Source organism: Streptomyces sp. 4F14, assembly GCF_048159485.1.
Taxonomy (GTDB): domain Bacteria; phylum Actinomycetota; class Actinomycetes; order Streptomycetales; family Streptomycetaceae; genus Streptomyces.
The window spans coordinates 272604-298713 of record NZ_JBLRVY010000005.1 but is presented as its reverse complement, the minus strand read 5'-3'; the positions used below and the strand labels follow the sequence as shown (position 1 = coordinate 298713).

General features: G+C 71.7%; 23 protein-coding genes and 1 pseudogene. 8 read left to right on the top strand and 16 right to left on the bottom strand.

The annotated features are described in order from the left end of the window. Positions 1-100: 100 nt before the first annotated feature. The 4 genes from ACLZOT_RS10730 to ACLZOT_RS10715 form a co-directional block, all read right to left on the bottom strand. Complete coding sequence (locus tag ACLZOT_RS10730; RefSeq protein ID WP_416968557.1) at positions 101-2269, bottom strand: ATP-binding protein; 2169 nt, start codon at positions 2267-2269, stop codon at positions 101-103. Next, positions 2266-2970: a DUF4255 domain-containing protein gene (locus ACLZOT_RS10725; protein WP_416968556.1), complete on the bottom strand. Its 705-nt coding sequence runs from the start codon at positions 2968-2970 to the stop codon at positions 2266-2268. Before ACLZOT_RS10725 ends, ACLZOT_RS10730 begins: the two co-directional genes overlap by 4 nt. Beyond that, entirely contained in the window at positions 2967-6116 is a 3150-nt protein-coding gene (locus ACLZOT_RS10720; protein ID WP_416968555.1) for a hypothetical protein, read from the bottom strand. Before ACLZOT_RS10720 ends, ACLZOT_RS10725 begins: the two co-directional genes overlap by 4 nt. A gap of 164 nt (positions 6117-6280) precedes the next feature. Then, the gene (locus ACLZOT_RS10715; RefSeq protein WP_416968554.1) at positions 6281-6949 is read right to left on the bottom strand and encodes a LuxR C-terminal-related transcriptional regulator; all 669 of its coding nucleotides are present in this window, start codon (positions 6947-6949) and stop codon (positions 6281-6283) included. Between the two features lie 221 nt (positions 6950-7170). Here ACLZOT_RS10715 and ACLZOT_RS10710 point away from each other — a divergent pair, with 221 nt between their 5' ends. After that, positions 7171-8550 (top strand): hydrolytic protein, encoded by a 1380-nt coding sequence (locus tag ACLZOT_RS10710; protein ID WP_416968553.1) that lies wholly within the window; start codon positions 7171-7173, stop codon positions 8548-8550. Positions 8551-8627: 77 nt separating this feature from the next. Here the strand turns inward: ACLZOT_RS10710 and ACLZOT_RS10705 are convergent, their stop codons facing one another. Beyond that, a complete protein-coding gene (locus tag ACLZOT_RS10705; protein WP_416968552.1) occupies positions 8628-9023 on the bottom strand; it encodes a hypothetical protein in 396 nt (131 codons plus the stop codon). A gap of 94 nt (positions 9024-9117) precedes the next feature. Then, positions 9118-9789 (bottom strand): endonuclease NucS, encoded by a 672-nt coding sequence (gene nucS / locus ACLZOT_RS10700; RefSeq protein ID WP_416968551.1) that lies wholly within the window; start codon positions 9787-9789, stop codon positions 9118-9120. 346 nt (positions 9790-10135) lie between these two features. On the opposite strand from nucS, the gene ACLZOT_RS10695 reads away from it, so the two are divergent. Continuing rightward, positions 10136-10528, top strand: coding sequence for an SCO5389 family protein (locus ACLZOT_RS10695; protein ID WP_416968550.1), 393 nt, complete (start codon positions 10136-10138; stop codon positions 10526-10528). Between the two features lie 91 nt (positions 10529-10619). Here the strand turns inward: ACLZOT_RS10695 and ACLZOT_RS10690 are convergent, their stop codons facing one another. Continuing rightward, the gene (locus ACLZOT_RS10690; protein ID WP_416968549.1) at positions 10620-11648 is read right to left on the bottom strand and encodes an LLM class flavin-dependent oxidoreductase; all 1029 of its coding nucleotides are present in this window, start codon (positions 11646-11648) and stop codon (positions 10620-10622) included. Positions 11649-11892: 244 nt separating this feature from the next. On the opposite strand from ACLZOT_RS10690, the gene ACLZOT_RS10685 reads away from it, so the two are divergent. Continuing rightward, positions 11893-12225 (top strand): ATP/GTP-binding protein, encoded by a 333-nt coding sequence (locus tag ACLZOT_RS10685; RefSeq protein ID WP_416968548.1) that lies wholly within the window; start codon positions 11893-11895, stop codon positions 12223-12225. A gap of 13 nt (positions 12226-12238) precedes the next feature. On the opposite strand, the gene ACLZOT_RS10680 is transcribed toward ACLZOT_RS10685, so the two are convergent. The 6 genes from ACLZOT_RS10680 to ACLZOT_RS10655 all read right to left on the bottom strand — a co-directional run bounded on the left by ACLZOT_RS10680 (position 12239) and on the right by ACLZOT_RS10655 (position 19573). Then, positions 12239-13084, bottom strand: a complete 846-nt coding sequence (locus ACLZOT_RS10680; protein ID WP_416968547.1) for an ABC transporter permease — start codon at positions 13082-13084, stop codon at positions 12239-12241. Continuing rightward, entirely contained in the window at positions 13081-14232 is a 1152-nt protein-coding gene (locus tag ACLZOT_RS10675) for an ATP-binding cassette domain-containing protein (RefSeq protein ID WP_416968546.1), read from the bottom strand. Before ACLZOT_RS10675 ends, ACLZOT_RS10680 begins: the two co-directional genes overlap by 4 nt. Before the next feature lie 330 nt (positions 14233-14562). Beyond that, positions 14563-15342, bottom strand: a complete 780-nt coding sequence (locus tag ACLZOT_RS10670) for an ABC transporter permease (protein WP_416968545.1) — start codon at positions 15340-15342, stop codon at positions 14563-14565. Position 15343: 1 nt separating this feature from the next. After that, positions 15344-16294, bottom strand: coding sequence for an ABC transporter ATP-binding protein (locus ACLZOT_RS10665; protein WP_416968544.1), 951 nt, complete (start codon positions 16292-16294; stop codon positions 15344-15346). 188 nt (positions 16295-16482) lie between these two features. After that, the gene (locus ACLZOT_RS10660; RefSeq protein ID WP_416968543.1) at positions 16483-19038 is read right to left on the bottom strand and encodes an ATP-binding protein; all 2556 of its coding nucleotides are present in this window, start codon (positions 19036-19038) and stop codon (positions 16483-16485) included. A 211-nt stretch (positions 19039-19249) separates the two neighbouring features. Then, a complete protein-coding gene (locus tag ACLZOT_RS10655; RefSeq protein ID WP_416968542.1) occupies positions 19250-19573 on the bottom strand; it encodes an STAS domain-containing protein in 324 nt (107 codons plus the stop codon). A gap of 330 nt (positions 19574-19903) precedes the next feature. On the opposite strand from ACLZOT_RS10655, the gene ACLZOT_RS10650 reads away from it, so the two are divergent. Then, positions 19904-20476 (top strand): cob(I)yrinic acid a,c-diamide adenosyltransferase, encoded by a 573-nt coding sequence (locus ACLZOT_RS10650; RefSeq protein WP_416968541.1) that lies wholly within the window; start codon positions 19904-19906, stop codon positions 20474-20476. A 276-nt stretch (positions 20477-20752) separates the two neighbouring features. On the opposite strand, the gene ACLZOT_RS10645 is transcribed toward ACLZOT_RS10650, so the two are convergent. Next, positions 20753-21322 carry a hypothetical protein gene (locus tag ACLZOT_RS10645; protein WP_416968540.1) on the bottom strand — a complete coding sequence of 190 codons (570 nt, stop codon included), beginning with the start codon at positions 21320-21322 and terminating at the stop codon, positions 20753-20755. Between the two features lie 161 nt (positions 21323-21483). On the opposite strand from ACLZOT_RS10645, the gene ACLZOT_RS10640 reads away from it, so the two are divergent. The 4 genes and pseudogenes from ACLZOT_RS10640 (at position 21484) to ACLZOT_RS10625 (ending at position 24958) form a co-directional block, all read left to right on the top strand. Continuing rightward, complete coding sequence (locus tag ACLZOT_RS10640; RefSeq protein ID WP_416968539.1) at positions 21484-22641, top strand: sensor histidine kinase; 1158 nt, start codon at positions 21484-21486, stop codon at positions 22639-22641. Then, positions 22638-23279 carry a response regulator gene (locus ACLZOT_RS10635; RefSeq protein WP_416968538.1) on the top strand — a complete coding sequence of 214 codons (642 nt, stop codon included), beginning with the start codon at positions 22638-22640 and terminating at the stop codon, positions 23277-23279. Before ACLZOT_RS10640 ends, ACLZOT_RS10635 begins: the two co-directional genes overlap by 4 nt. Before the next feature lie 242 nt (positions 23280-23521). After that, positions 23522-24631 (top strand): annotated as a pseudogene (locus ACLZOT_RS10630) (glycoside hydrolase family 18 protein); the annotation flags it as partial. A gap of 135 nt (positions 24632-24766) precedes the next feature. Next, positions 24767-24958, top strand: coding sequence for a hypothetical protein (locus tag ACLZOT_RS10625; protein ID WP_416968537.1), 192 nt, complete (start codon positions 24767-24769; stop codon positions 24956-24958). A 6-nt stretch (positions 24959-24964) separates the two neighbouring features. Here ACLZOT_RS10625 and ACLZOT_RS10620 read toward each other — a convergent pair whose 3' ends face one another. Both ACLZOT_RS10620 and ACLZOT_RS10615 read right to left on the bottom strand, forming a co-directional pair. Further along, positions 24965-25411: a DUF2550 domain-containing protein gene (locus ACLZOT_RS10620; RefSeq protein ID WP_416968536.1), complete on the bottom strand. Its 447-nt coding sequence runs from the start codon at positions 25409-25411 to the stop codon at positions 24965-24967. Positions 25412-25565: 154 nt separating this feature from the next. After that, positions 25566-25940 (bottom strand): F0F1 ATP synthase subunit epsilon, encoded by a 375-nt coding sequence (locus tag ACLZOT_RS10615; RefSeq protein WP_416968535.1) that lies wholly within the window; start codon positions 25938-25940, stop codon positions 25566-25568. Positions 25941-26110 lie beyond the last annotated feature (170 nt).

Genomic DNA, 26110 nt, shown 5'->3' with positions numbered 1-26110 from the left:
GACGCCGGATGTGCCCTCGCGGCCCTCGCCTTCCCGGCCCGCCACCGGCTGCCCCCTGACGCCCGCGCCGCCTCCCCGCCCAGCCGCCCGTCGCCAGGCGTTACGCCCCGATCGCCTCCGCCAGATACGGCCCGAACTCGCTCTCCAGCACCAACCGGCCCAGCTTCCGGTACTCCTGGGCGATTGCCGTCACCAACAGCCGCATAGTGAGCGGCCCTTCGGACTCCGCCGCGAGGTACGCCGCCGTGACCGCGCAGGCGCGGATGGAACCGCCGGCCAGCTCGAACCGGTCGGCGCAGAACGGGAGATCGAGGTCGTCGGCGCGGGGGAGGCGGTTGCCGAGGCAGCGGTCCCAGAGGTCGAGGCGGTGGGCGGCGTCCGGGACGGGGAAGTCGGCGACGACGTCCAGGCGGCGGGTGAACGCCTCGTCCAGGTTGGCGCGCAGGTTCGTCGTCAGGATCGCGATGCCGTCGAACGACTCCATCCGCTGGAGCAGGTACGCGGACTCGATGTTGGCGTGCCGGTCGTGCGCGTCCTTCACCTCGGACCGCTTGCCGAAGATCGCGTCGGCCTCGTCGAAGAGGAGCACGGCGTTCACGGCGGACGCCTCCGTGAAGATGCGTTCGAGGTTCTTCTCGGTCTCGCCGATGTACTTGTCGACGACGGTGGACAGGTCGACGACGTACAGATCCATGCCCAGGTCGGCGGCGACGACCTCGGCGGACATGGTCTTCCCGGTCCCCGACTCCCCCGCGAACAGGGCGATGACCCCCCGCCCCCGCCCCCCACCGGGCCGCATCCCCCACTGCCCGAGCACCTGATCCCGATGCCGCGCCCGTACGGCGAGCTCATGCAGCCGCCGATAGGTCCCCGGCGGCAACACCAGGTCGTCCCACCCGACCCCGGGCTCCACGCGCCGCGCGAGCCGATCGAGCCCGGCCCCGTTCTGCGCCCGCACGGCGACCCGCAGATCATCGGGCCCGACAGCCCGCCCGGCGAGAGCGGCCACCCGCACGGCCACATCGGCGGCACGGCGCATCTGCCCGGAGTCGAGCCGATGCGCGGCGACGGCACGGGCGAGGGCGTCGAAGTCGGGGATGCCGTGGGCGGGTTGGGCCGAATCCGAAACGACGGCATCCGAATCGACGGCATCCGAAGCCAGGCCGAGCCCACCGCCCGCACCCCCCACACCCCCCGCACCCAGCCCACCGGCCACACCTCCCGCCTCCACCCCAAGAACCCCCCGCGCCGCCCCCTCCAACGCCCCCCGCCACCTCTCCACCTGCCGTTCCACCGAAACCGCCCCCACCGTCAGCACCACCGGCGTCCGATCCGCCCACCCCGGATCCCAAGCCCCCCTCCCGTGCACGAAGAACGGCACCCCCCGCAGCGCCCCGCACACCTCCCGCAGCACCCTCCCCCGCTCCCCCGGCTCATCGGGCAACGCCTCCAACGGCCCCAACACCACCCCGGCCCCCCTCAACCGCGCCTCCCGGGCGACAACCCTGGCCGGCACAGCCACATCCCGCCGCCCGACCACTCCCGCGTCCACGACGAGCGCCCCGAACCCACCCTCCCGCAACGCGGCAACGGCCAGCCCCTCAGCATCCCCGCCCCGGCTGCGCAGTTGAACGAACCCCGTCCCCAACGCCTGCGCGGCAACCCGCACTTCCTCACCCTCGGCAGTCGGATCCGCCCGCCCCTCCCCCAGCACCCCGGCGAGCCGCACATCAGGAGCAGCGCTCCCCAGCAGATACCCGGTCACCCGATCCGGCACGACCAACACCCGTGACAGCGGCGGCCGTTCCCCCTCGGCGACCTCGATCAGCCCACCTTCGACGAGCGGCGCCCCCGCCCCCAGCCGGAACCGCGCAGCCGACGCCCCCGCAGCTCCGCACAACTCCAACGCCAGTCCCACAGTGGGCCGGCGTCGGGTGAGATCGTCGTTGAGGTACCCGTACAACCGCTCGAACCGCGCATCCAGATCAGGCGCGACGGCGATCAGCAGCAGGTCGAGATCGAGCGACGACAACCCGAACTGCCGGGCCATGAAACCGAGTACGGACGAGGCATCCGGCTCCCACACCTCGTACGGAGGCACGTCGAGCCCGCCGACCCCGTCGAGGATCCGCTCGACGGCGTCGGGTGTGAGGTACTGCCCCCGATAGGGATCGTCGGGGTCGGGGTCCCCCGCCTTCCGCGCCGCGACGGCTCCCCGTACCCGCTCCTCGACCAGCCCCAGCCGCTCCCACAACTCCGTGTCCGTCAAGGCTGTCGATCCCCTCGCCGGCGCCGGGCCGGCGCCGCCCCTCGTTCTCTGGGCCCGGAGAACCCCTCGGCCCCCGGATCACTGACCTCCTGATACCGCAGCCGGCGTCCGGGCGTCACCTCGCCGTCCCCGCTCAAGGCGGAGGACCGCACGACGAGCCCTTCGGTGACCGGCGGCGCGGCGGCGCGTGTCGCCCCGGCGAGCGGAGCCCGTACCCGCAGCCCGAGCGACGCCTTCAGCTCCCCGCCGAGCGCGGACCACACGTCGGACGCGGCGGGCCCGTCCAGGCCGGTCCCGGCCGTGTCGAGCCCGACGGTCAGGCCGAGTTCGGCGAGCGACCCGGTCAACAGCCGTGCGGGCAGCACGTCGGTGGCGACCAGGGTCGTCAACACCTGCGACAGCAGCCGGTGTTCGTCCTGCGGCCGGTTGGCCCAGGCGGTCACCAGGTAGGTCAGGTCGAACCACCGGGGCGGCGAGCGCCGGGCGACGAGATGCCCTTCGTCGTCGTACACCTCACCGGCCCCGCTCCCCCGCCGGGTCGCGTCCTCGCGGATGTCGTACAGGAAGACGCAGACGGTGGGCGCGCTGCGGCGGGCCGCCCATTCCCGGGTGGGTGCGTCGAGCACGACGTCCACGCCCGACGCTTCGAGCCCGGACTCGCCGAGCAGCCGCCGCAGTCCTTCGTCGACTTCGTGGATCACCGGCGGGTCACCTCGTCCGGCGGCTGGATCGTTCCGAGGACGACGAGGAAGTCGGTGGTCACCGGCGAGAAACCGGGCCCGCTGGCGGTGATGATCCGGGGCCCGGTCTGGTCCTTGGCGAGGATCAGCAGCTGCCCGATGAACGTTCCGTCGGCGAGCGGGATCGTCGGCGCGGCGGCGGCCGTGATCCCCGGCTTCCAGGTGAACTTCACCGGCGTCCCGGGCGGAAAGTCCGTCCCCCGCACGGAGGTCACGAACCCGGGCTTCCCGATCTCCGGCACGGCGACGATCTTCGGCTGGAGGATCCGCAGCCGCTGCCGGGCCGTGTTGTCCCCGCGATCGGCGTCGGTCCCGGTGGTCGTGAGCGTCCCGGTGAGCTGCGCGGTGGCCGCCTTGTCCGGACTCAGCACGACCTGGACGACGGTGCTGGCGCCCTGCGCCAGGTCGGGCAGCGCGCAGCTCCAGCTGGCGTCGCATCCGGCGGGCGGCCCGTTGTTGGGGATGTTCGCGGGGAGCCCGATCTTCAGGCGCAGTCCCGTGGCGAGGGCGTTGCGCCCGTTGCGGACGGTGTAGGTGACGACGACCCGCCCGCCGACGTACCCGGGGTTGGGCTGGGCGGTGAGGCTCAGGCCGGGGCCGGCCTGGGGCGCGGGCGCCGGGGGCGACGTGGGCGGCGGGGTGGGCCGGGGCGTCGGGGAAGCAGGAGGCGTGGGCGACGGCGTGGGCGTCGGGGTCGGGGTGGGGGTCGGCGACGGCGGCGGTTCCTCGCCGACCGGCACGACGGTCCGCCCGGTGTTGTCGGTCGGCTGCGGATCGAGCACGGTCCCGGTGACGTTCCAGCCGATGGGCGCGTCCCCGACGGTGACCCCGGTGACGGTAACCGTCACCCGTACGGTCTCGCCGGGCGGCACGACCCCCACGTCGCACTGGAGGGAGGCGGCGGTGCAGGTCCCGCCCGGGAAGGTCAGCCCGGTGATCTGCACGCCGCTCGGCGGGGTGATCGTCAGCGTCGTTCCCGGCGAGGCGGCGGGCCCGTTGTTGACGAGGTCGACGCCGATCGTCGTGGACGTCCCGACGGTGACGGTCGGCACGGTGTCGGGCGCCTTGACCGCGAGGTCCACGGACTGCTGGACGCTGGGTTCCTTCTGCCGTCCGTCCAACTGGGCGGTCAGCGCGGTGACTTCACCGGTCGCGATGTCCAGCGTACGGAGTTTCTCGGGGCTGTTGGGGGCGACGGTCTCCCGGGAGGAGAAGACGAGGGACTTGCCGTCGGCGGTCCAGGCGGCGTCGCGCGGCTGGTGCGGGCCGCTGACGGTGGTGTCCGGCAACTGGGTGGAGCACCCCGGCGCCCCGGCCGGCAGCAGGACCTTGCAGCCGGTGCCCGAAAGGGACGTCAGGAGAAGGCCGTTGCGCTCGTCGACGGCGCCGCCGCCGTTCTTGCGGTTGAAGACGATGCTGAGCCCGTCCGGCGAGAACGCCGGGCTGTCGTCGATGACCTGGCAGGTGCCCGGGCATGCCTTGAGGCTCAGGTCCTCCTGCCGGGCCAGGTCGTTCACCGGCACGGTCCAGATGTGCTTGTTGCCGCCGCTGTCGCCGATGACCTCGCTGCGGGTGAACGCGAGGGTCTTCCCGTCGGAGGACCAGGTGGGCTGCGCGTCGCGGCCGGTCAGCTCGCCCTCGGGCGGGACGATCTGCCCGGTGATGTTGCCGCTCGCCACGTCGGCGACGAGGATGCGGCTGGGCTGTCCGAGGCCACCGGGCGAAGTCCGGGTGAAGGCGAGGGACTTGCCGTCGGGGGAGAAGGTCGGGTCGGTGTCCCAGTCGGCGGACTCACGCCCGCCGAGCCGCATGGGCTGCGGGTTCGTGCCGTCGGCGTCGACGGTCCAGATCCGCTCGACGCGGCTTCCCGGGTCGCCTTCGAAGCGGGTGACGACGAGGCGGCGGCCGTCGGGCGTGTAGTTCTGGCGTTCCGTCCACGGGTCGAAGTTCGCGCCCGGCTGGAACAGCGGGTCCTTGGTGGGGTCGGTGTTGGTGTCGGCGGCCGGATCCTCGTTGAGGATCGGCACGTTCAGGTCGCGCGGGTCGACGCCGTCCGAGCGGATGTCCTGGAGCGTCACGGCGTTCGCGGTGGTGCCCGTGGTGTGTTCGAGGATGGCGTGGCCGCCGTCCAGGGGACCGAACCAGGTCGGGGTGCGCAGTTCGCGGTCCTCCTGGTTCAGCACGTCGGGTTCCGTGCCGGAGTGCGCCTCCGTGGCGAACAGGTGGTCGCGGTTGCCCTCGCAGTCGCAGGTGATCTCGGGGCTGAGGAAGATCACCCCGTTCCCGTCGGGCTTCCAGGCCACCGAATGCCCGCGCCACTGCGCGTAGTTGCCGGCGAGGAGCGTCTCGTCGCCGCCGCCGTTCCCGTTGACGACCCGTAGCCGTCCCACGCCGTCGGTGGTCGCCGTGTACGCGATCCAGTCCCGGTTCGCGTCGTCGTTCACGGGGTTCCACGCGGGCTCGCTCGCGGTCCCGTTGGCCGGGGAGGTGACCATCGTCGCGGTGCCGCCGCTCAGCTGCCGTACGTAGATCTGTTGCCCCACCAGGGGGTTGGCGTCGCTGGCGTACGCGATGCGCGTGCTGTCGGGGGAGACCGTCGGGTACGTCTCGTTCGCGGTGGAGTCGGTGAGCTGGGTGAGGCCCTTGCCGTCGGTGCCGATGCGCCACAGGTCGCGCTGGGTCGTCCCCGCGTCGAACACGACGGACTTCCCGTCGGGCGTCAGCCGGGGGTGCGCGGCGTTCATGCCGGTGGTGAGGCGGTGCACGGAGCCGTCCGCGGCCCGCAGATAGACCTGCGGGGTCTTCTCGTCGCGCAGGCTGGTGAACACCAACTGGTCGCCGAGCGCGTTGGGTTGGGTGTCGTAGTGGGTGGCGCCGGTGCCGAACACCGGGGTGCTGGTGGTGGCGCCCGTGACATCGCCGAGGCTGCGGTGCTTGGTCCCGGCGTACGCGATCCGGGTGTCCCCGGCGGCGGTCACGCCCGCGCCCGGTTCGGCGCTGCCCTGCCCCGAGGCGGCCGTCAGCGTGAGCAGCGGGATCAGCAGCAGCAACGACGCGCCGATCCTGCCCAGTCGGTACCGCCCCTCCGGGCCAGCGGTACTCGTCAAGGTCCACCTCACAGTTCGGTACGACGCGGCTCTCCCCCCGCCAGCCTGCTCCCGCCCCCACCGCCACGCCAGGGCCGGGCAGCCGTACCCGGGGGAAACTCCCCTTGCGCTTTCGGGCAGCCGGCCGCGTACCGGGCCGCCGGACCGGCCCGTCACGCGTGCGGTCAGATCAGCCCGTTGCGCAGCGCGTAGCCCACCGCGTGGGCGCGGTTGCGCAGTTGGAGCCGGGTGGTGATCTCGTGCAGGACGTTCTTGACGGTGCGTTCGGAGTACGACGTCTTGCGGGCTATCTCGGCGGTGTCGAGCCCCTCGGAGACCAGGCGCAGCATGTCCGCCTCGCGGGTGGTGAGCGTCGACAGGGAGACCCCGCGCGGATCCAGTGCGGCGCGCTGGAGACTGCCGACGTGGGTGAGGAGTTCGCCGAGCAGGTCGCCCGGCAGGACGCCCTCCCCGTTGGCGAGCGCGGTGACGAGGTGGACGAGGCGGTCCTGATCGGCTTCGGCCCGGCGCAGCACCGCCGTCACCCCGCACTCGACGACGCGTTGCAGCGCGCCCGAGCCGAGGGTGCCGACGACCAGGCCGGTCCGGGTGGCGGTGTTGTGGCGCAGCCGCTGGAGCAGGGCGGCGACGTCGTCGTCGACGGTGTCGACGACCACCAGCGAGATGTGCGCGCTGTCGGCGTCCGCGTCGTCGACGAACGCGACTTCGGGGCGTTGCCTCAACTGCTGGACGACACCGACCCGTAGCACCGGGTCGGCGGCGTACACGGCGACGGTCACCGGCCGGCGGGTGCCGGGGGTGCGCTGAGCCGGGTACTCATAGACGGCAGACATGGCAGGGCTGTTCTCCTCTGCGCGGAGCGTGTGGGAGGTGCGTGGTCACTGGTTCGTGGGGGAAGGGTGACAAGGGCATCGCGGGCGCGGAAGGCTTACGGCTAAGTAGGGGGACGGCATCGGCAGCCCCTTCCCCGGGTCACCGCGCGGGCACCGCGACTGCCCGGACACTGCCCTCGCGCCCCTCGCGGGGTGGGTGCGCGGGTCCCTAGCGTGGTCGGGTGACCCCTTCTCCAGCCTCTTCCGGTCCCGGTACGTCCGGTCTCGACATCCCGGTGGTGACGGTCGCCCCCGGCTCCGTCGCCACGACCACCCTGACCGTCCGCAACGACAGCGACATCGTCGAGGCGTACAGCCTGGAGGTCGTCGGGGACTGTGCCGCGTGGAGCACCGTCGAGCCCGCGCGGGTCTCCCTGTACCCGGGGACCTCCGAGACGGTGACGATCACGCTGTCGCCGCCGCGTTCCCCGGAGATCCGGGCGGGTGAACGGCCGTTCGCGGTACGGGTGTTGCCCGCCGAGCACCCCGAGGCGGTGCGCGTCCCCGAGGGGACCGTCCGGATCGAGGCGTTCCACGAGCTGGAGACCGAGCTGGTGCCCAGGCGCCGGCGGGGCTGGCTGCGCGGGCGCTACCGGCTGGCCGTCCGCAACCAGGGCAACACGCCGGTCCAGGTGGAGTTCACGCCCGGCCAGCCCGGCGAGGAACTGGGCTTCGCCTTCGACCCGGAGCGGCCCAGGCTGGAGCCCGGCGAGTCGGTGGAGGTCGGCCTGCGGGTCCGCACCGGCAAGCCCGTGTGGTTCGGGACGCCCGCCGTATGGCCGTTCACCCTGACGACGACGGAGGTCGTCCCCGAGCCGGCCGACGCGGGCGAGGCGGATACGCAGGAGCAGCCGCGTACGGAGGACAGCGTGCCCCCGGCGCCGCTGGACGCCGAGTTCGTGCAGATACCGATCTTCCCGAGGTGGCTGCTGGCGCTGCTGGCGCTGCTCCTCGCGCTGCTGCTGCTCTGGTTCACACTGGTGCGCCCCGCCGTGCGCAGCGCCGCCAAGGACGCGGCGAAGGAGGCCGTCCAGCCGCGCCCCGCACCCACGGCCGGCGCGACCGGGGGCCAGGACACCGGCGGCGGCACCGGCACCACGCCGGGCGGCGGACAGGGCACCACCGGGCAGGGCAGCGGGAACGGGCAGGGCACGGGGACGGGCACCGGGACGGGTACGGGGACCGGGGGTGGCACCGGTGCCGGGGAGCAGCTGTCGCAGACCATCGAGGTCAAGGCGAACGCCGGGGAGACCAAGCCGGGCGTCTACACCGTCCCCGCGAACACCGTCTTCCGCGTCACGGACGTCGTCCTCGCCAACTTCCAGGGCGACGAAGGGGTGTTGACCTTCTCGTTCGGTGGCCGGAAGATCACCACGATCGCGCTGGAGACCTTCCGCAACCAGGACTACCACTGGGTCACCCCCATCGAGATCGCCGCGAACGAGACCGTGACCGTCGAGGTGACCTGTGCGAAGCCGGGCACACCGGCCACCGGTCAGCGCGCGTCAGGGTGCAACGAGGTCCTCAACGTGAGCGGTGTCCTCGCCCGTACGACGTCGTAACTGGAGCCACACCTCCGCTCCATTCTCGATCGGTACAGACCAAATACGAAACCCTGGCCACAGGTTCAGTCCAAAAATCAACAACTCCGGTCCGAAAAGTGACGCCTGACGGCCTCTGAGACAAGTGTGGTGCCCACGAGCGTCCCCGCGGCGACCATCAGGACACCCACCATGAAGAGGCCGCTGGCGTCATCTGACCAGTCCACGAAGGCGGCCCCCGTGATCCCCGCGCTCACCCCGAGCGCGACCTCAGCCCGGTACCCGCGGCGGGCCGCCCACCCCACGACTCCGAGCAGACACACCACGAGCCCTACGACCTGCCAGGCTTCGTAGGGCCCTGTGCTGCTGCCGTCGGGGTGCAGGTCCCGCTTCTGGTCCCAGCCGAGCCATGCGGCCCACAGCGCGGCCGAGACCCCGGCGAGCAGCGAGAACGGCAGAACCTGGCGGGCGATGCCCGGAGCACGCGTATCCATGCGCCCAGCTTCCGGGACCCCGGGGAACCCGGCCAGCGCTCGGCTACTCAGTCGGGCCTGAGTACGCACCCGGGCCCGATGTGATCAAGACGTTTCAGAACAGCCGCAGCTTGTCGTCCTCGATGCCCCGCAGCGCGTCGTAGTCCAGGACCTGGCAGCCGATGCCCCGGTCCGTCGCCAGCACCCGCGCCTGCGGCTTGATCTCCTGGGCCGCGAAGACGCCGCGCACCGGGGCCAGGTGGGGGTCGCGGTTGAGGAGTTCCAGGTAGCGGGTGAGCTGCTCGACCCCGTCGATCTCGCCGCGCCGCTTGATCTCGATCGCGACGGTCTGCCCCTCGGCGTCCCGGCACAGGATGTCGACGGGCCCGATCGCGGTCATGTACTCGCGCCGGATGAGGGTGTACCCCTCGCCCAGCGTCTCGATCCGGTCCGCGAGGAGTTCCTGGAGGTGCGCTTCCACGCCGTCCTTGATCAGCCCGGGGTCGACACCGAGCTCATGGGACGAGTCGTGGAGGACCTCCTCCATCGTGATGATGAGCTTCTCGCCCGCTTTGTTGACGACGGTCCAGACACCCGCGTCGTCCCCGGCTCCCTCCTTCAACGTACAAGGCGGGGACATCCAGTTGAGAGGCTTGTACGCCCGGTCGTCCGCGTGGATCGACACGCTGCCGTCGGCCTTGACCAGGATCAGACGGGGCGCGGAGGGCAGGTGGGCGGTGAGGCGGCCCGCGTAGTCGACGGAGCAGCGGGCGATGACGAGACGCATGGGCAGCAACGCTACTCGACACTCGGGCGGCGGTGTGAATCGCCCGTCACATGCCCGCCGGAACACGGACACCTCCGGTCGGCCGGTGCCCCGGGAGCGGTCAGGGAGCGCCGGTTCCTCCCCAATCCCACAGGATTCCGGTCATTCGCGCGCTGGCTGATTGTCCCCCCGTCCGAAGGGTCCGAAGTGGCCATTCTCCTGGTGCGGCCCCCACCGGTTGCCTACGGTAGTGACGGGGAGGTCGCCGTGCGTGCACTCAGAGTGTTGCGGGAGAACGGGCACGGCGGGCTCTCCTTTTTTCTGTCCGGCAACCCCTGCGGAATCCGGGGGTGCGAGAGGAGAACCCATGTCGCTCGACGTCTCACCGGCACTGTTGGAACAGGCCGAGCGAGGCGAGGTCGACGAAGCCGAATTCGTCGACTGCGTCCGGACCTCCCTGCCTTACGCGTGGGAGATGATCAGCTCGCTGGTGGCCCAGCTGAAGGTGGACGGCGGAGAGTTCGCCGACAACCAGACGCCGCCGCCGAGCGAGCAGGCGCGCGGGCAACTGCTCCGCGCGCTCGCCAGTGACGCGATACGCGGCGCGCTGCAACGGCACTTCGGGGTACGGCTGGCCTTCCAGAACTGCCACCGGGTAGCGGTCTTCCCACTTGACCCCTCGGCGGACGACCGCCTGGCCCGCTTCACCTCGATCCGCGGCCAACTGCTGAACCAGTCCCCGGAACTCAGGGACTGCTGACGCACCACCCCGTTCGCCTGCCGCTCCGGATGCGGGAGATCCACAGAACACCCGGACCGGCAGGCGAACGGGTAACACCCACCCGCCCCCCTCACCGCAGGTTCCCCAGCACCTCCGTCCCCAGCCTGCGCACGTTCTCCTCCGTCGCCGCCAGATCCCCCGAGCCCTCGACGAGCAGGGCGAAGCGGGTGATGCCGGTCCGCTCGGAGGTGGCCGACAGCCGGTCCGCGCAGAGCCTCGGTGTCCCCACGGGATGCAGGCCGCACAGGAGCTCGGTGTAGGCGACGGGATCCCGCATCGCCCTGGCCCGCCCGTCGACGGTGACGTGTGCCCCGAGCCCCTGCCGAAACCAGCCCGGCATGGACTTGACGAGGGTCTCCACCGCGTCCGTACGCCGGTCGGCGATCTGGCAGACCCCGGCGGAGACGTGCCCGGCGGTGGCGATCTCCTCCCGGGGCCGCCCGACCGCGCGCGCGTGCCGCCGCCACAGCGCGACCATCTCCGCCTTCTCCTCGTCCCCGATGTGCATGCCGAGCAGCATGGCGAGCCCCCGCTCGGCGGCGAGCCGCACACTCGCCGGCGAGGTGCAGGCGACGACGACCTCGGGCCCCTCCGCGTCCGTGAGGGACTCGGCGGGCCGGGGCACGACGGCCACGTCCCGGAACCGGTACCGCTCCCCCGACGCCCCCACGGACGGCTCCCGCAGCCACCGCAGGAGCAGGTCGAGGGATTCCGGGAACCCGGACTCGTACGCCTCGATCCCGCCCCCGAACACCTCCAGGTCCACCCAGGGCCCGCCTCGCCCGACGCCGAGGGAGAACCGCCCGCCGCTGGTGAGGTGCAGCAGCGCGGCCTGCTCGCCGAGCGCGACGGGGTGGACGGTCGGCAGCACGCTGACCGCCGTACCGACCCTGATCCGCCGGGTGCGCCCGAGCAGCAGCGCCGCGAGGGTGACGGCCGACGGGCAGGTGCCGTACGGCACGAAGTGGTGCTCGGCCAGCCAGACCGAGTCGAGGCCCGCCTCCTCGGCGACCTCCGCGGAGCGCACCGCGCGATGCAGTGCCTCCCCCTGGCCCTGTCCGGGGAACTGGGCCGCCAACACGAAACTTCCTACGCGCATGGGACTTTCCTGCTTCCTTGGCTCCGACACGGAGCTCCCCCACCCGGCATAACCGTCTGACACGTGCCGAGGACACGGCTTCGCGAAGAGATTTGCCGATTGTCTGGAGAACGGCTCCCGGCAGCCACTCAACCCCCTGCCCCCGGGTGACTTGTTGGGGATTGGACGTTCTGCGCCTACCCCGCATTCCGCCGCGTAGGCTGGGACGGAACCCCGCTTCCCGTACAGCCCCGTGAGGTGTCCCGTGTCCCCGCGCCGCAACCGCCCCAAGGGCACCGACCCGTCAGGCCCCAGCGCCGAGGACGGCCGCGCGAACCGGTACGGCGGCTGGCAGTCCTCGACGGACTGGGACGGCGAGGAGTGGAGCGTGCGGCACGTCGCGGGTGCCAGCAGCCAGGGCAAGTCGTACCGCTGCCCCGGCTGCGACCAGCTGATCCCCGACGGCGTCCCGCACGTCGTCGCCTGGCCCCAGCACGCGGGCGTCGACGACCGCCGCCACTGGCACAAGGCATGCTGGAACGCCCGGGACCGCCGCACCCCGGGGGTACGACGGTCCCGCAACGCACCGCGCTTCTAGCCGACGGTGCCGGCTACACGTCCCGCTTCTCCAGCAGCGCGAACCCGGCGCCGAACGCCGCGCCGGTCACGACGAGGGCGATCAGCAGGGAGTCCCACGCGGACGGCCCGGAGTCGGTGAGCGTCTGCGCGTAGAACGTGCTCAGCAGGTTCGGGATCGAGTACTCGAACAGGAAGTCCCGCAGCGGCGACAGGGAGTCCGCGAACATGAACAGCGCGAGCACCAGCGGCGCCAGCACCAGCCCGATCATGATCGTGATGGCTCCGGCGGAGTGCCGGACGATCGAGCCGAAGGCCAGCGACAGCATCCCGAGCAACGCGATGAACAGCGACACCCCGAAGGTGCCCTTCACCCACTCGCCGGTCGACGGGGTCCGCGCCCCGTCGAGGAGCGCGACGTCCGCGAGCGCGACGATCAGCGTCGAGACGAAGGTGAACGCGAACGCGACGCAGAAGAACACGATGGCCTTCGCCGCGAGGATCCGCCCCCGCGAGGGGCACGCCACCGTCGTCGTCCGGATCATGCCCGTCCCGTACTCCGACGCCGTGGTCAGGACGCCCAGCGTGATCACGCACATGCTGCCGAGGAGCAGCCCGAACACGCCGTAAGACAGGGGGTTGTCCGACTCCAGGGAGGCCGGGTCGGCGTTGGCGGCGATCAGCACCGCCGTCAGCAGGCCGACGCCCACGACCAGCACCACGAACACCCCGAGCGTCCACATCGTCGAGCGCACGGACCGGATCTTCGTCCACTCGGAGGCGACGGCGTGCCCGAGGTGCGTGCGCACCACCGGGATGGGCGAGGTGTATCCCGGCGCCGCCTGCTGCCACACCTGCGGCGGGGAAGTCTGCTGGCTCATCGTGCGTCCTCGGTGTCGTTCTTCTCGACGGAGTCGTTCTTCACGCCGGCCTCGACCTTGGCCTCGACGGGCTCCGGGGCGGCCTCCACCACGACCGGCGGCTGCGGCTGCGCGTACGGGTTCTCCTGCGGCGGCGGAGGCGCGTACCAGCCCGGCTGCCCCTGCCCGGCCACCGGCAGCGGCGGCAACGCGCCCGGCGCCAGCGGCTGCTGGAGCCCCGACTTCTGGTCCGTGGTGGAGCGGTAGTCGACGACGCCCTGCGTCATCCGCATGTACGCCTCCTCCAGCGACGCCTGGTGCGGCGAGAGCTCCCACAGGCGTACGTCCGTGGCGTGCGCGATGTCGCTGATGCGCGGCAGTGCCAGCCCCGTCACCCGCAGGGCCCCGTCGGGTTCGGGCAGGACGTGCGCGCCGGCCTCGGTCAGCGCGGACGTCAGCTTCTCGCGCAGCTGCGCCTCGGTGTCCGGCGTACGCACCCGCGCGAACCCCGCCGAGTTCGCCTCGATGAAGTCGCGCACGCTCATGTCGGCGAGGAGCTGTCCGCGGCCGATGACGATGAGGTGGTCGGCGGTGAGCGCCATCTCGCTCATCAGGTGGGAGGAGACGAACACCGTACGGCCCTCGGCGGCCAGGGACTTCATCAGGTTGCGCACCCAGAGGATGCCCTCGGGGTCGAGCCCGTTGACCGGTTCGTCGAAGAGCAGCACCTGCGGGTCGCCGAGGAGGGCCGCGGCGATGCCGAGCCGCTGGCCCATGCCGAGGGAGAACCCCTTGGACCGCTTGCGGGCCACCTCGTGGAGCCCGACGACCCCGAGCACCTCGTCCACGCGCCGCGCGGGGATCCCGGAGAGCTGCGCGAGGCACAGGAGGTGGTTGCGGGCGTGCCGGCCGCCGTGCACGGCCTTCGCGTCGAGCAGCGCCCCCACGTGCCGTGCCGCGTTGGGGAGCTGCCGGTAGGGGTAGCCGCTGATCGTGACGGCGCCGGCGGTCGGGTTGTCCAGCCCGAGGATCATCCGCATCGTCGTGGACTTGCCCGACCCGTTCGGCCCGAGGAACCCGGTGACCGCCCCCGGCCGCACCCGGAAGGACAGATTGTGCACGGCGGTCTTGTCGCCGTAGCGCTTGGTCAGGCCGACTGCCTCGATCATGCTCCGCACCCATCGCAAGGTTCAGGACAGCGGGGCACGCGCCCCCCGTAAGAGTTAGGAAGCTTATCGGGGTGCTGACGGTTCCGGCCAAGGGCGGCGGCAGGGCGCTTCTGGTGGATCTCCGCGGGAGAAGGAGCGGCGTTCGGTGCGTGCTCTCGGGGTGCCGCGTGGAAGTCTTCGATGGGGGTCCCCCCGCTCAAGCGAAGTCGCGAGTGGGGGAGGAGCTACGGGGGCTTCTGCGCGGTGCCGCGAGTGGGGGTCCCCCCTGCTCGGAGAGCTTGGGGGAGCGTGCCGGGCGTCGCGACGCCGCGGAGATCCGCCAGGAGCGCCCTAGGCGTCCCGCCGCTTCAGCAGCAGGTATCCGCCGAGGAGCGCGGCCACCACCCACACGGCCATGATCGTGAACCCGCCCCAGGGCCCGTACGGGGTGTCGTTGTCGACCGGCGTCACGACCTGCATGATCTTGCTGCCCGCCTGGTCCGGCAGGTACTGCCCGACCTTCTTCGTCGCGGAGACGTTCCCGAGGATGTTGGAGACGAGGAAGAAGAACGGCATCAGGATGCCGAGGGAGAGCATCGGCGAGCGCAGCATCGTCGCGACGCCGATCGAGAACAGGGCGATCAGCGTCATGTACAGCCCGCCGCCGATGACGGCCCGCAGCACCCCGGGCTCCCCGATGTCCGTGCGCAGCGAGCCCAGCATGGCCTGCCCGACGAAGAAGGTGACGAAGCTGGTGACGATCCCGACGGCCAGCGTCAGCCCGGCGGCGACGGCGAGCTTGCTGAGGTAGAAGGTGGCGCGCTGCGGTACGGCCGCCAGCGACGTACGGATCATGCCGGTGCTGTACTCGTTCGACACGACCAGCACCCCGAACACGATCATCGCGAGCTGGCCGAGGGACATCCCGGCGAAGCTGATCAGGGTCGGGTCGAAGGAGAGCTGATCCTTGCGGTCCATGTCGTCGAACGTGTTCTTCGAGACCACGGCGATCAGCATCCCCACGCCGACCGTGACGACGAACGCGAGGGACAGCGTCCACACCGTCGACGCGACCGACCGGACCTTCGTCCACTCCGACCGCACGACCTGCGAAACCTCGGTGACGGCCATCTCAGTCCTTCCTCCAGCCGTCGCCCCACGCCTGCGGCGGGGCCTCGTCCGTGTGCGCGTGATACTCCACCGACTCCGCGGTGAGCTGCATGAACGCCTCCTCCAGCGACGCCTGCTGCGGAGACAGCTCGTGCAGCACCAGGTGGTGCTGGGCCGCCAGCTCGCCGAGCTGCTCGGCCTTCTCCCCGTCCACCTCCAGGACCCCGCTGCCCGTCTCCACGACCGTGACGCCCGCCTGGTGCAGCACGTCGAGCATCCGCTCGCGCTGCGGGGTGCGGATACGGACGTACGAGCGGGAGTTGCGGGCGATGAAGTCCGCCATCGAGGTGTCCGCGAGGAGCCTGCCCTGGCCGATCACCACCAGGTGGTCCGCCGTCAACGCCATCTCGCTCATCAGGTGCGACGACACGAAGACCGTCCGGCCCTGCGCCGCGAGCGACTTCATCAGGTTGCGGATCCAGTGGATGCCCTCGGGGTCGAGGCCGTTCACCGGCTCGTCGAACATCAGGATCCTGGGGTCGCCCAGCAGCGCCGCCGCGATGCCGAGGCGCTGGCCCATGCCCAGCGAGAACCCCTTCGCCTTCTTCTTCGCCACGGCCGTCAGCCCGACCGTGTCCAGCACCTCGTCCACCCGGGCGCGGGGAATCCCATTACTCTGCGCGAGGCACAGCAGATGGTTGAAGGCGCTCCGGCCCCCGTGCATCGCCTTCGCGTCCAGCAGCGCGCCGATGTACTTCAACGGCTCCTTGAGATCGGCATAGTGCTGCCCGTCGATCCGCACATCACCGGCCGTCGGCCGGTCCAGCCCCAGCATCATCCGCATCGTGGTCGACTTCCCGGCCCCGTTCGGCCCCAGAAACCCGGTCACGATCCCCGGCCGCACGGCGAAACTCAGATTGTTCACCGCCACTTTCTCGCCGTACCGCTTGGTCAGCCCCTCAAGCTCGATCATGCGGCCACGCTAGGGGCTCGGACAGGCCGATGCCACCGGGGAAGGCGAACGTTGGGGGAAGGATCTGGCGCGTCTTTTCCACTGCCGGATCAGGTGTCGTCTTTTAGGGGCGCGGGGAACTGCGCGACCAGCCACATCGAACCCGCACCTGCCAGACAACCTGACCCGGCACTCCAGAAGGCGCTCCTCTACATCACCTCGGCCGAAGCAGAACCGGACGTGCTCGGGGCGGGCCCACTCGCCGAGGCCGGCGTGGACGGCGTCTCCTCCGACGACGGCGTCGGACTGGGCGACGTCCCCGTGGGACTCGGCGAAGCGGAGTCGGACGGCTTCGGCGTCACCGTGGGCTTCGGCGAAGGACTCGGAGAGGCAGGCGCGGTAGGCGTAGGAGACGTACCTCCCGTAGTACCCCCCGTAGACCCTGTACTCCCCCCTGACGTACCCCCCGTGGTCCCATCGGCGGAAGCCGACGGCGTCGGATCGTCCGGCGTCCCCATCTCCCCGTCCGGCCCGGGATCCGTCGGACTGGGCCGACTCGTGGGCACCCCGACACCCCCACCCGTGGCCCCCGCCCCACCGGAACCGGCGGAGGTACCCCCGGAGTCCCCGGCACCGGGGTTCCCGTCGTCGAGCCCCGTACTCGCGGACGGCTCAACCTGCCGCGACGGCTCGTCGGCCCCCTTGTCGGACGTGGCCCCGAGCCCCACAACGGTCCCGAGCACGGCGACGAGCAACGCCCCCGCACCGGCCGCGACAAGATTCCGCCGAGCAATACCCCGCAGGCTACGACGATGCTGGGCGGGCGGCGTCACCCCGGCCGACACCACGGTCGGCGGCACGGTAGGCGGCACCACGACGCGCTGCTTCTGGGTGACCACCGTCTCGGGATACCGCGGCGCCTCACTCTGGACGACGGTCCCCGAGGCCACCGTCACCAGCCCCGGCACCTCCCCCGACCGGTCCGCGACCAGCGCCAGCGCACGCCGCCCCGCGAGCGTGCCCCGCTTGTCGGCGAGCGCCCCCCGCAGCCCGATGGACGTCTCCAGCTCCGACCGCGCCCGGTCGAGCTGCCCCGCGAGGATCGCGTACACGCCCAGCTCATGGTGGAAGTACGCCTGATCGGCGACCTCCCCGGACAGCCGAGCCGCCTCGGCCCCGGCCCGCAGCGCTCGTTCCCACGCGTCGAAGGCCAGCCCCGCGGCGAACGCGGGCACAGCGGTACGGGCGAGCTGGACGGCCGTCGACTGCTCCCCGTCGGCGGGCGGCCCCGTCAGCGGCGCGACGACGGCGAGCGCGGCGAGCATCGCATCGGCCTCGGCACACACCCGCTCCGGCGTGACGGAGGGATGCCCGGCCCACCAGGCGTAGTGCGCGGCGGCGGCCTGAGCGAGGGCGACGGACTCCCCGGCGTACCCGGCACCACCCTGGGCCGCACCGCCGTAACCGGCACCACCCCGGGCCTCGGCCCCGTACCCGCCACCCCCCTGGGCCTCGCCCGCGTACCCCGCCGCCTCCAGCTGCGTCTGGATCCCCGCCGCGAGGCGGTAGCGGGCCCCGACCGGTGTCACCAGCCCGCAGGAGACCAGTTCGCCGAGGGCCGCGTCCGCGTGCGTGTCGCCGACCAGTGCCGGCAGGTGGGCCTGATGCGGCACCTCTCCGCCGAGGGCGATCGCGAAGCGCAGCGTCGCGCGGGCGGACGGGCTGAGGCGGGCGGCGAGCAGGGGCGCGGGACCGGCGGCCTCGCCGAGGGAGGGGAGCGGTATCTCCTCCTCCGGCTCGCCGTCCTGGGGGCCGGCGGGCCGCGCGTCCTCGAAGACGCCGTACTCGTCGACCGCGTCGGCGGTGGCCCGTACCTGGTCGCGCTGCTGGAGCAGGGCGCCGGCCTGCACGAACCGCAGCGGCAGCCCCTCCGACTCGAACCACAGGTCACCGGCCCAGTTGGCCTCCTCCTCCGTGAGGACCCGGCCGACCGCGCGCTCGATGACATCGATGCCCCCGGCCCGGTCGAGCCCGCCGAGGGTGACCTCCTCCACGGCGGAGCCCGCCGACGGCAGCGGCGTCTCCCCCGTCGCGCCGAACACGAACGCGCACTCGGGGGTCGCCGCGAGCAGCGCGTCCAGCTCGGCGCCGCCGAACTCCAGGTCGTCCACGACGACGACCGCGCCGATCTCCCGCACCAGCACGAGGAGTTCGCCGTGCAGCGGCCGGTGCAGGGGCGCGTCGTACACCGCGTGGAACAGCTCGTGCAGCAGCTCGGGCCCGCCGCGCCCGAAACCGCTGAGGCGTACGACGCCGTCGGGGGCGAGGTCCGCGCAGTCCTCGGCGACCAGGTCGAGGAGGCGGGTGCGGCCGGAGCCGGCGGGCCCGGTGAGGCGTACGGAACGCCCGCGGGCGATGAGGCGGACGAGCTGCTCGCGCTCCTCCTGGCGGCCGAGCAGCGGCGGCGGCGCGGGCACGTGCCCGGCGGGCACCGGGGGTCTCGCCGCGCGCCCGGCCTCCGCGCGGGCCTCGGCGGTGCGGCGTACGGGGGTGTCGGGGCGCTCGGTCGGCGGGCACAGCTCTATCTCGCTGCCGTCGACCGGGTTGACGGTGAGGAGGTGTTCCCCGGCGACGACGTCGACCGTGCGGACCGGGGTCGGCGCGTGCTGGCCGAAGTCGGGTGCGAGGGGGTCCCTGGAGGAACGCGGGCGCTGCGCGCGGCCGTCCTGGCCGGTCTCCTCGGGCTCCCGGGTGTTCGGGTCCATCGGTCAAGCCCCCCAAAAGCGTCGTGTGGTGGTGGCCCTTCCCGGCCGCGGTGCACACTGCGCTGTCGCTTCAGGTCCGGTGCCCGCCAGAGGGCTGAGGACGGCGGGCAGACGAACCGTAAACCTTCGCACAGTATCTCCGACAGCCCGGGGTACCGCGCCGCCCGAGACGTCACGGTCCGGTGAGGATTGCGTGGGTGACCTGGTGTTGTCAGACCCGGGGCAGTGATTCGGCCGCGAGTCCGCCCTCGATGGCGAGGATGCGGTGCAGGCGCGTGGCGACCAGCAGACGTTGCAGCTGCGGGGGTACGCCGCGCAGCACCAGGCGTCGGCCCGCGCGGCCCGCCCTGCGGTGCACGCCCATGATCACGCCGAGGCCCGTCGCGTCCCAGAAGTCCAGCTCGGACAGGTCGAGCGTGAGGTCGCCGGCCCCGGCGTCGACGGCCGAATGCAGGACCGTACGGGCGTCCGCCGCGCTGTGCACGTCCAGCCGACCCCCGACGACCACCTCGGCGTGGTCGCCCCTGATGTGCATATGCGCTCCCCTGGCGTCGCGTTCCGTGCTCCGCGTGTGCTGTGCCTGCTGTGTGCGTGTGTACTCGTCCGGTATCGCATCGTCTGACTGCCCCGGACGGCTGGAGGTTGCCGTCTGTGAGCGAACCGATACCGAATTCACTCGCAGGGGTGAGGCTCGTGGGGTCTGTGCGGTTCGCGTGCCCTAGTGATCCGCCCCCGGCACGCCGTCCCTTGGCCCGGACCTTAGCGGCCCCGAGCCTCTCTGTGACGGCTTAGTAACGCGCGTCACGTCACCTCCGACGGACATCACACCTACGCCCCCCAGCACCCTCACAACTACCCTGATCCCATGGTCAATCTGACGCGCATCTACACCCGCACCGGCGACCAGGGCACCACCAACCTCGGCGACCTGAGCCGCGTCCCCAAAACGGACCTCCGCATCGCGGCGTACGCCGACACGAACGAGGCGAACGCGGCGCTCGGCACGGCGATCGCGCTGGGCGCGCTGCCGGCGGACGTGGTGAAGGTCCTGGTCCGCATCCAGAACGATTTGTTCGACGTGGGCGCCGACCTGTCGGCCCCGGTGGTGGAGAACCCCGACTTCCCTCCCCTGCGCGTCGAGCAGTTCTACATCGACCGCCTGGAGACGGACTGCGACCACTACAACGCCACCCTCGAAAAACTCCGCTCCTTCATCCTCCCCGGCGGCACCCCGGGCGCCGCCCTCCTCCACCAGGCATGCACGATCGTCCGCCGCGCGGAACGCTCCACCTGGGCGGCCCTGGAGGTCCACGGCGACACGATGAACCCCCTGACCGCGACCTACCTGAACCGCCTGTCCGACCTCCTCTTCATCCTGGCGAGGACGGCGAACAAGGAGACGGGGGACGTGCTGTGGGTGCCGGGCGGGGAGAGGTAGGGGACGAACAGACGCAGGAGCACAGGCGCACCCGGGCAAGTCAGCCACAACGCCGAACGCTCCCGCACCGCCCGGCCCGCACGGGGTGCGGTCGGGCCGGCCGCCCCCGCCGCCCCCTCTGCCGCCCTCCTCGACCGCCCCTCCCGGGCCGGAGAACCCGCCCTGACGGGCCCCCTCAATCCCTACCCGCCTCCCCCGCCTCGGCCTTCGCGATCAGGTGCGGGAGGCCGGCGCGGGCCTGGCTCGCGGATACGACGTCATCCACGCCCGTCAGTATCACCGCCCCACCTCTTCGCTCTCCTTCTCCGCAACCACCGGCGCCCGTTTCGGGAACACCGTGTACGCCCCCGCGATGATCACGTTGATGCCGATCACGAACAGCATCCGGGACTGCCAGCTCCGCAGGGAACCCGTCTCGCCGGTGTCGCCGACGTACCAGATCGCCGCCTGGAGGAGGCCCGCGGCGACGAGGGCCGCGAGGATCCAGCGGGCGGCGACCTTCCACTCGTGCAGGGCGCGGGGCATGCCGTACTTGGGGGGCTTGACCGGCGGGGGCCCGTCGAAGAAGCGGTGGGACACCCACGCGTCGGCCCATCTGATCGTGGAGTGGCCGAGACCGACCGTGAAGCCGATGTAGACCGCGGCGACGCCATGGTGCCAGCTGGGTTCCGCACCGTCCCGCAGGTCCATGGCCGTGATGACGAGGAGGGCGATTTCGAGGAGCGGCTCGCACAGCAGGAGCGCGAGGCCGGTGCGCGGCATCTTGAGGACGTACCGGAAGGTGAGGCCCAGCGCGAGCAGCACCCAGAACGCCACCTCACAGGCGATGATCAGTCCGACGATCACACGGATCACTCCTTCGGTCAGGGGACGTGTCTCCAGCCTCCCGGCCCGCCGGCCCCCTCACCTCGTCGCCCGTGACGAGATCCCGGTACATCGAAAGATGCAGTCCAGGACCCGCCCCGGGCAGCAGGCGCCGCGCGGGCGACCCGTGTTGGATAGGAGCCATGGCCCCCCACCGCGACGACCTCCGTATCGCCGCCGCAGGACTGACCGGCGGCGTCCTCCTGTGGGCGGTCGGCCTGTTCGCCCGCCCCGGCGGCGACAACGAACTGGTGCTGTGGGACGGCGCCTGGCCCCCGCTGCTCCCGCTGGCGGTGATGTCGGCCTGCGAGCTGCTGCGCAGGACGCACCCGAACACCGCCACCCTGCTCGGCACGGCGACCCTGGCCCTGGACACGGTGACGCGCGGCAGCGTGGTCACGGTCCTGATGTACACGGACCTGGTCTACGCGGCGGTCCTGTACGGCACCCCGGCGACCGCCCGCCTCCTGCCCCGCGTCTCGGCGCTGCTGACCCTGCTCGGCACGATCGTCCCGTTCGCGGTCTGGCACCAGCCGGACGCGCTCCTGATCGGCCTGGTGATCGGCCTGCTGACCCTGACCCCGGCCACGACGGGAGCCCTGGTCCGCAACCACCGGTCGGCGGCGGAGGCGGCCCAGCTGAGGGCCGAACAGACCGCGCTGCTCGCGGAGTTCGACAGAACGCAGGCGGTCACCGCCGAACGCGCCCGCATGGCACGGGAGTTGCACGACCTCGTCGCGGGCCACCTCTCGGCCATCGCGATCCACTCGACGGCCGCCCTGTCGATAGACGACCCGGACACCTCGAAGAAGGCCCTCTCGGTGATCCGGGAGAACAGCGTCGAGGGCCTCACGGAGATGCGCCGCCTGATCGGCATCCTGCGGCAGCCCGGCGACACGGTCGAACCGGCCCCCACCCTGGACGCCCTCCCCACCCTGATCGAGGGCGCCCGCGCGAACGGCCTGGACGTCACCCTGACCACGGACCCGGCCCCGGACACCCCGGCCCCGGTCGCTCTGGCCGCCTACCGCATCGTCCAGGAATCCCTGACGAACGCCCTGAAACACGCCGCCCCCGGCCCGGTCACGGTCACCCTCGGCCACGACACGACCCGCCTGAAGGTCACGGTCACCAGCCCGTACGCCGCCCCCGAACCCCCGCGCGCCCCGGGCTCCGGCGCCGGTCTGGTCGGCATGCGCGAACGGGCCGCGCTGATCGGCGGAACCTTCGACGCGGGCCCCGGGCAAGGCCGTTGGACGGTCCACGCCACCTTCCCCCTGACCGAAGGAGCCCCCGCATGATCCGCGTCCTGGTCGCCGAGGACCAGTCGGCCGTCCGCTCGGGCCTGGTCCTGATCCTGGGCAGCGCCCCGGACATCGAGGTGGTCGGCGAGGCGGCCGACGGCGAGCAAGCGGTGGCCCTGGCCAGGGAGTTGAGGCCGGACCTGGTCCTGATGGACATTCAGATGCCGCGCCTGGACGGCGTGTCGGCGACCCGGCGGGTCACCGAGGAGTCCCTCGCGGACGTCCTCGTCCTCACCACCTTCGACCTGGACGAGTACGTCTTCGGCGCCCTGCGCGCGGGCGCCGCCGGCTTCCTCCTGAAGAACGCCGAAGCCTCCCAACTCCTGGACGCGGTGAGGACGGTGGCACGCGGCGAGGGTCTGATCGCCCCCGCGGTCACCCGGCGCCTGATCGCCGAGTTCGCGACGGCGGCGCCCCGCGGCCCACGGGCCGACCCCACCGTCCTGGACACCCTCACCCGGCGCGAGCGCGAGGTCCTGGCCTGCCTCGGCGAGGGCCTGTCCAACGCGGCCATCGCCACCCGCCTCGACATGGCGGAGGCCACGGTGAAGACGCACGTCAGCCGGCTGCTGGCGAAGCTGGAACTCCGCAGCCGGGTCCAAGCGGCGGTCCTGGCGCAGGAGTTGGGGATCTAGGCTGACCTCGGAGCGATCAACTCTCCATTGGTACGGACCTATTGACTACTGGTCCAGACCACTCCTACGCTCCGGCACGGTACGTCATCCACGATCCCCCACGACGAGGAGGCGCCCCCATGCGCTTCGCACTCGGCAGACACTCCCTCCACAAGCTGGCGTCCCTACTCGCCGCCGCCGTCCTGCTCCCCCTGGCCGCCCTCACGACCCCGGCCGCAGCGCACGCCCCACGCGCCGAATCCCCGGTGAAACTCGGCTACTTCACCGAGTGGGGCATCTACGGCCGGAACTACAACGTCAAGAACCTCGTCACCTCCGGCTCCGCCGCGAAGATCACCCACATCAACTACGCCTTCGGCAACGTCACCGGCGGCAAGTGCGCGATCGGCGACGCCTGGGCCGACTACGACAAGGCGTTCACCGCCGACCAGTCCGTCAGCGGCGTCGCCGACACCTGGGACCAGCCCCTGCGCGGCAACTTCAACCAGCTCCGCCAGCTGAAGGCCAAGTACCCGCACATCAAGATCCTCTGGTCGTTCGGCGGCTGGACCTGGTCCGGGGGCTTCGGTGAGGCCGCCCGCAACCCGGCCGCGTTCGCCCAGTCCTGCTACGACCTCGTCGAGGACCCGCGCTGGGCCGACGTCTTCGACGGCGTCGACATGGACTGGGAGTACCCGAACGCCTGCGGCAACTCCTGCGACAGCTCCGGCCCGGCGGCGTTCAAGAACCTCATGTCCGCCCTGCGCGCCAAGTTCGGCGCGAACTACCTGGTCACCGCCGCGACCACGGCCGACGCCTCCAGCGGCGGCAAGATCGACGCGACGGACTACGCGGGCGCGGCCCGGTACGTCGACTGGTACAACGTCATGACGTACGACTTCTTCGGCGCCTTCACCCCCCAGGGCCCCACGGCCCCCCACTCCCCCCTCACCTCCTACCCCGGCATCCCCCAGCAGGGCTTCACCACGGCCGACGCGATCGCCAAGTACAAGGCGAAGGGCGTCCCCGCGAACAAACTCCTGACCGGCATCGGCTTCTACGGCCGGGGCTGGACCGGAGTCACCCAGTCCACACCGGGCGGCACCGCGACGGGCGCCGCACCGGGGACGTACGAAGCAGGCATCGAGGACTACAAGGTCCTGAAGACGACCTGCCCGGCGACCGGCCTGGTCGGCGGCACCGCCTACGCCCGCTGCGGCAGCGACTGGTGGTCCTACGACACCCCCCAGACCATCGCCGGAAAGATGGCGTGGACCAAGTCCCAGGGCCTGAAGGGCGCGTTCTTCTGGGAGTTCAGCGGTGACACGGCGAACGGCGAACTGGTGACGGCCATCAACAACGGGCTGGCATAGGGAAAAGCGGGCCGTTCGGCCCACCCCGGTGGACCGAACGGCCCGTGAGGAACAGGGGGCGCAGGGAAGAAAGTAGGTCTCTGCACACCAAGCGGAACAAGCACAGCAAGCGGAACGGAAAGTCCGGGGGGACTCATGAAGCGCCGACCCAGCACCAAGCGACGTCTCACACCGACGGCGGCCCGGCTCGCCGCCCTCGGCTCGGTCACCTCGGCGGCCCTGCTGGCCGTACTCTCCCAGGTCACCGTGTCGGTGACCCTCTCGCAGGGGCAGAGTCCGGCCACGGCGGAGCAGCCGGTCCGGCCGGTGTGCCCGCTGCGGATCTGAGGGGGGTCAGGCCACGTTGACGCGCTGACCGGGCGGAGCCGCCTCCAGCCAGGCGAGGAAACCGGTCAGCGCGTCCTCGCTCATCGCCAGTTCCAGCCGTGTCCCGCGATGTGTGCAGGCGAGGACCACCGCGTCCGACAGGAGCGCCAACTCCTCCTCGCCCTCCGGGAGTCGGCGGCCGGAGACCTCGATCGCCGAGCGCTCCAGGACCCGGCGGGGCCGGTAGGCGTAGGAGAAGACGCGGTACCACTCGACGCTGTCGCCGCTGTAGCGGGCCACGCCGTAGGACCAGCCTTTTCCGCTGGGGTCGGGTTTCTCGGGGACGTCCCAGCGCAGCGAACAGTCGAACGTGCCGCCCGAGCGCTGGATCAGTCTGCGGCGCAGGCCGAAGACGAACAGGCCCAGCACCACGAGGGCCACGACGATTCCGGACACAGTCAGAGCGAGGACCATCGGCACCGACCTCCTCGTCTCCTACGTACCGAAATGCGGTTCGGCGATTGGTAACGGAACGGAAAAACCATCCAGATCTGCCACAGCCGCGACCGGCACCGGATCTCTCCGGGCCGGCCGCGGCTGAGTGACTGGCATCACATGGGTGCTGCGATCAATGCGTGGCCGCCGCGCGCAGTCGGACCTCCGCGCGCCGCTCGGCGGCGGCGTCGCCCTCGGCCTTCGCGCGCTCCAGCTCACGCTCGACGCGCTGGACATCGATCTCGTCCGACAGCTCGGCGACCTCGGCCAGCAGCGACAGCTTGTTGTCGGCGAACGAGATGAATCCGCCGTGCACGGCGGCGACGACGGTGCCGCCACCACTCGTACGGATGGTCACCGGGCCCGACTCCAGCACACCGAGCAGCGGCTGGTGACCGGGCATGACGCCGATGTCGCCGGACGTGGTGCGCGCGACGACGAGAGTCGCGTCGCCCGACCAGACCTCTCGGTCGGCCGCGACCAGCGCGACGTGCAGCTCAGCAGCCAAGGTTGGCTCCTCGGGTCACCACCCGGCGGTCCTGCCGGGTGTTGGTTACAAGTCTAATGGGCCCTACAGCACCAATGTGTCGGGGCCCCGCCCCAGCTTCGGCCGGGGGTCCGGGGGTTGTCCCCCGGGCAATGCAGCATGGGCGTGAAAGAGGGGACGGGACGCACCCG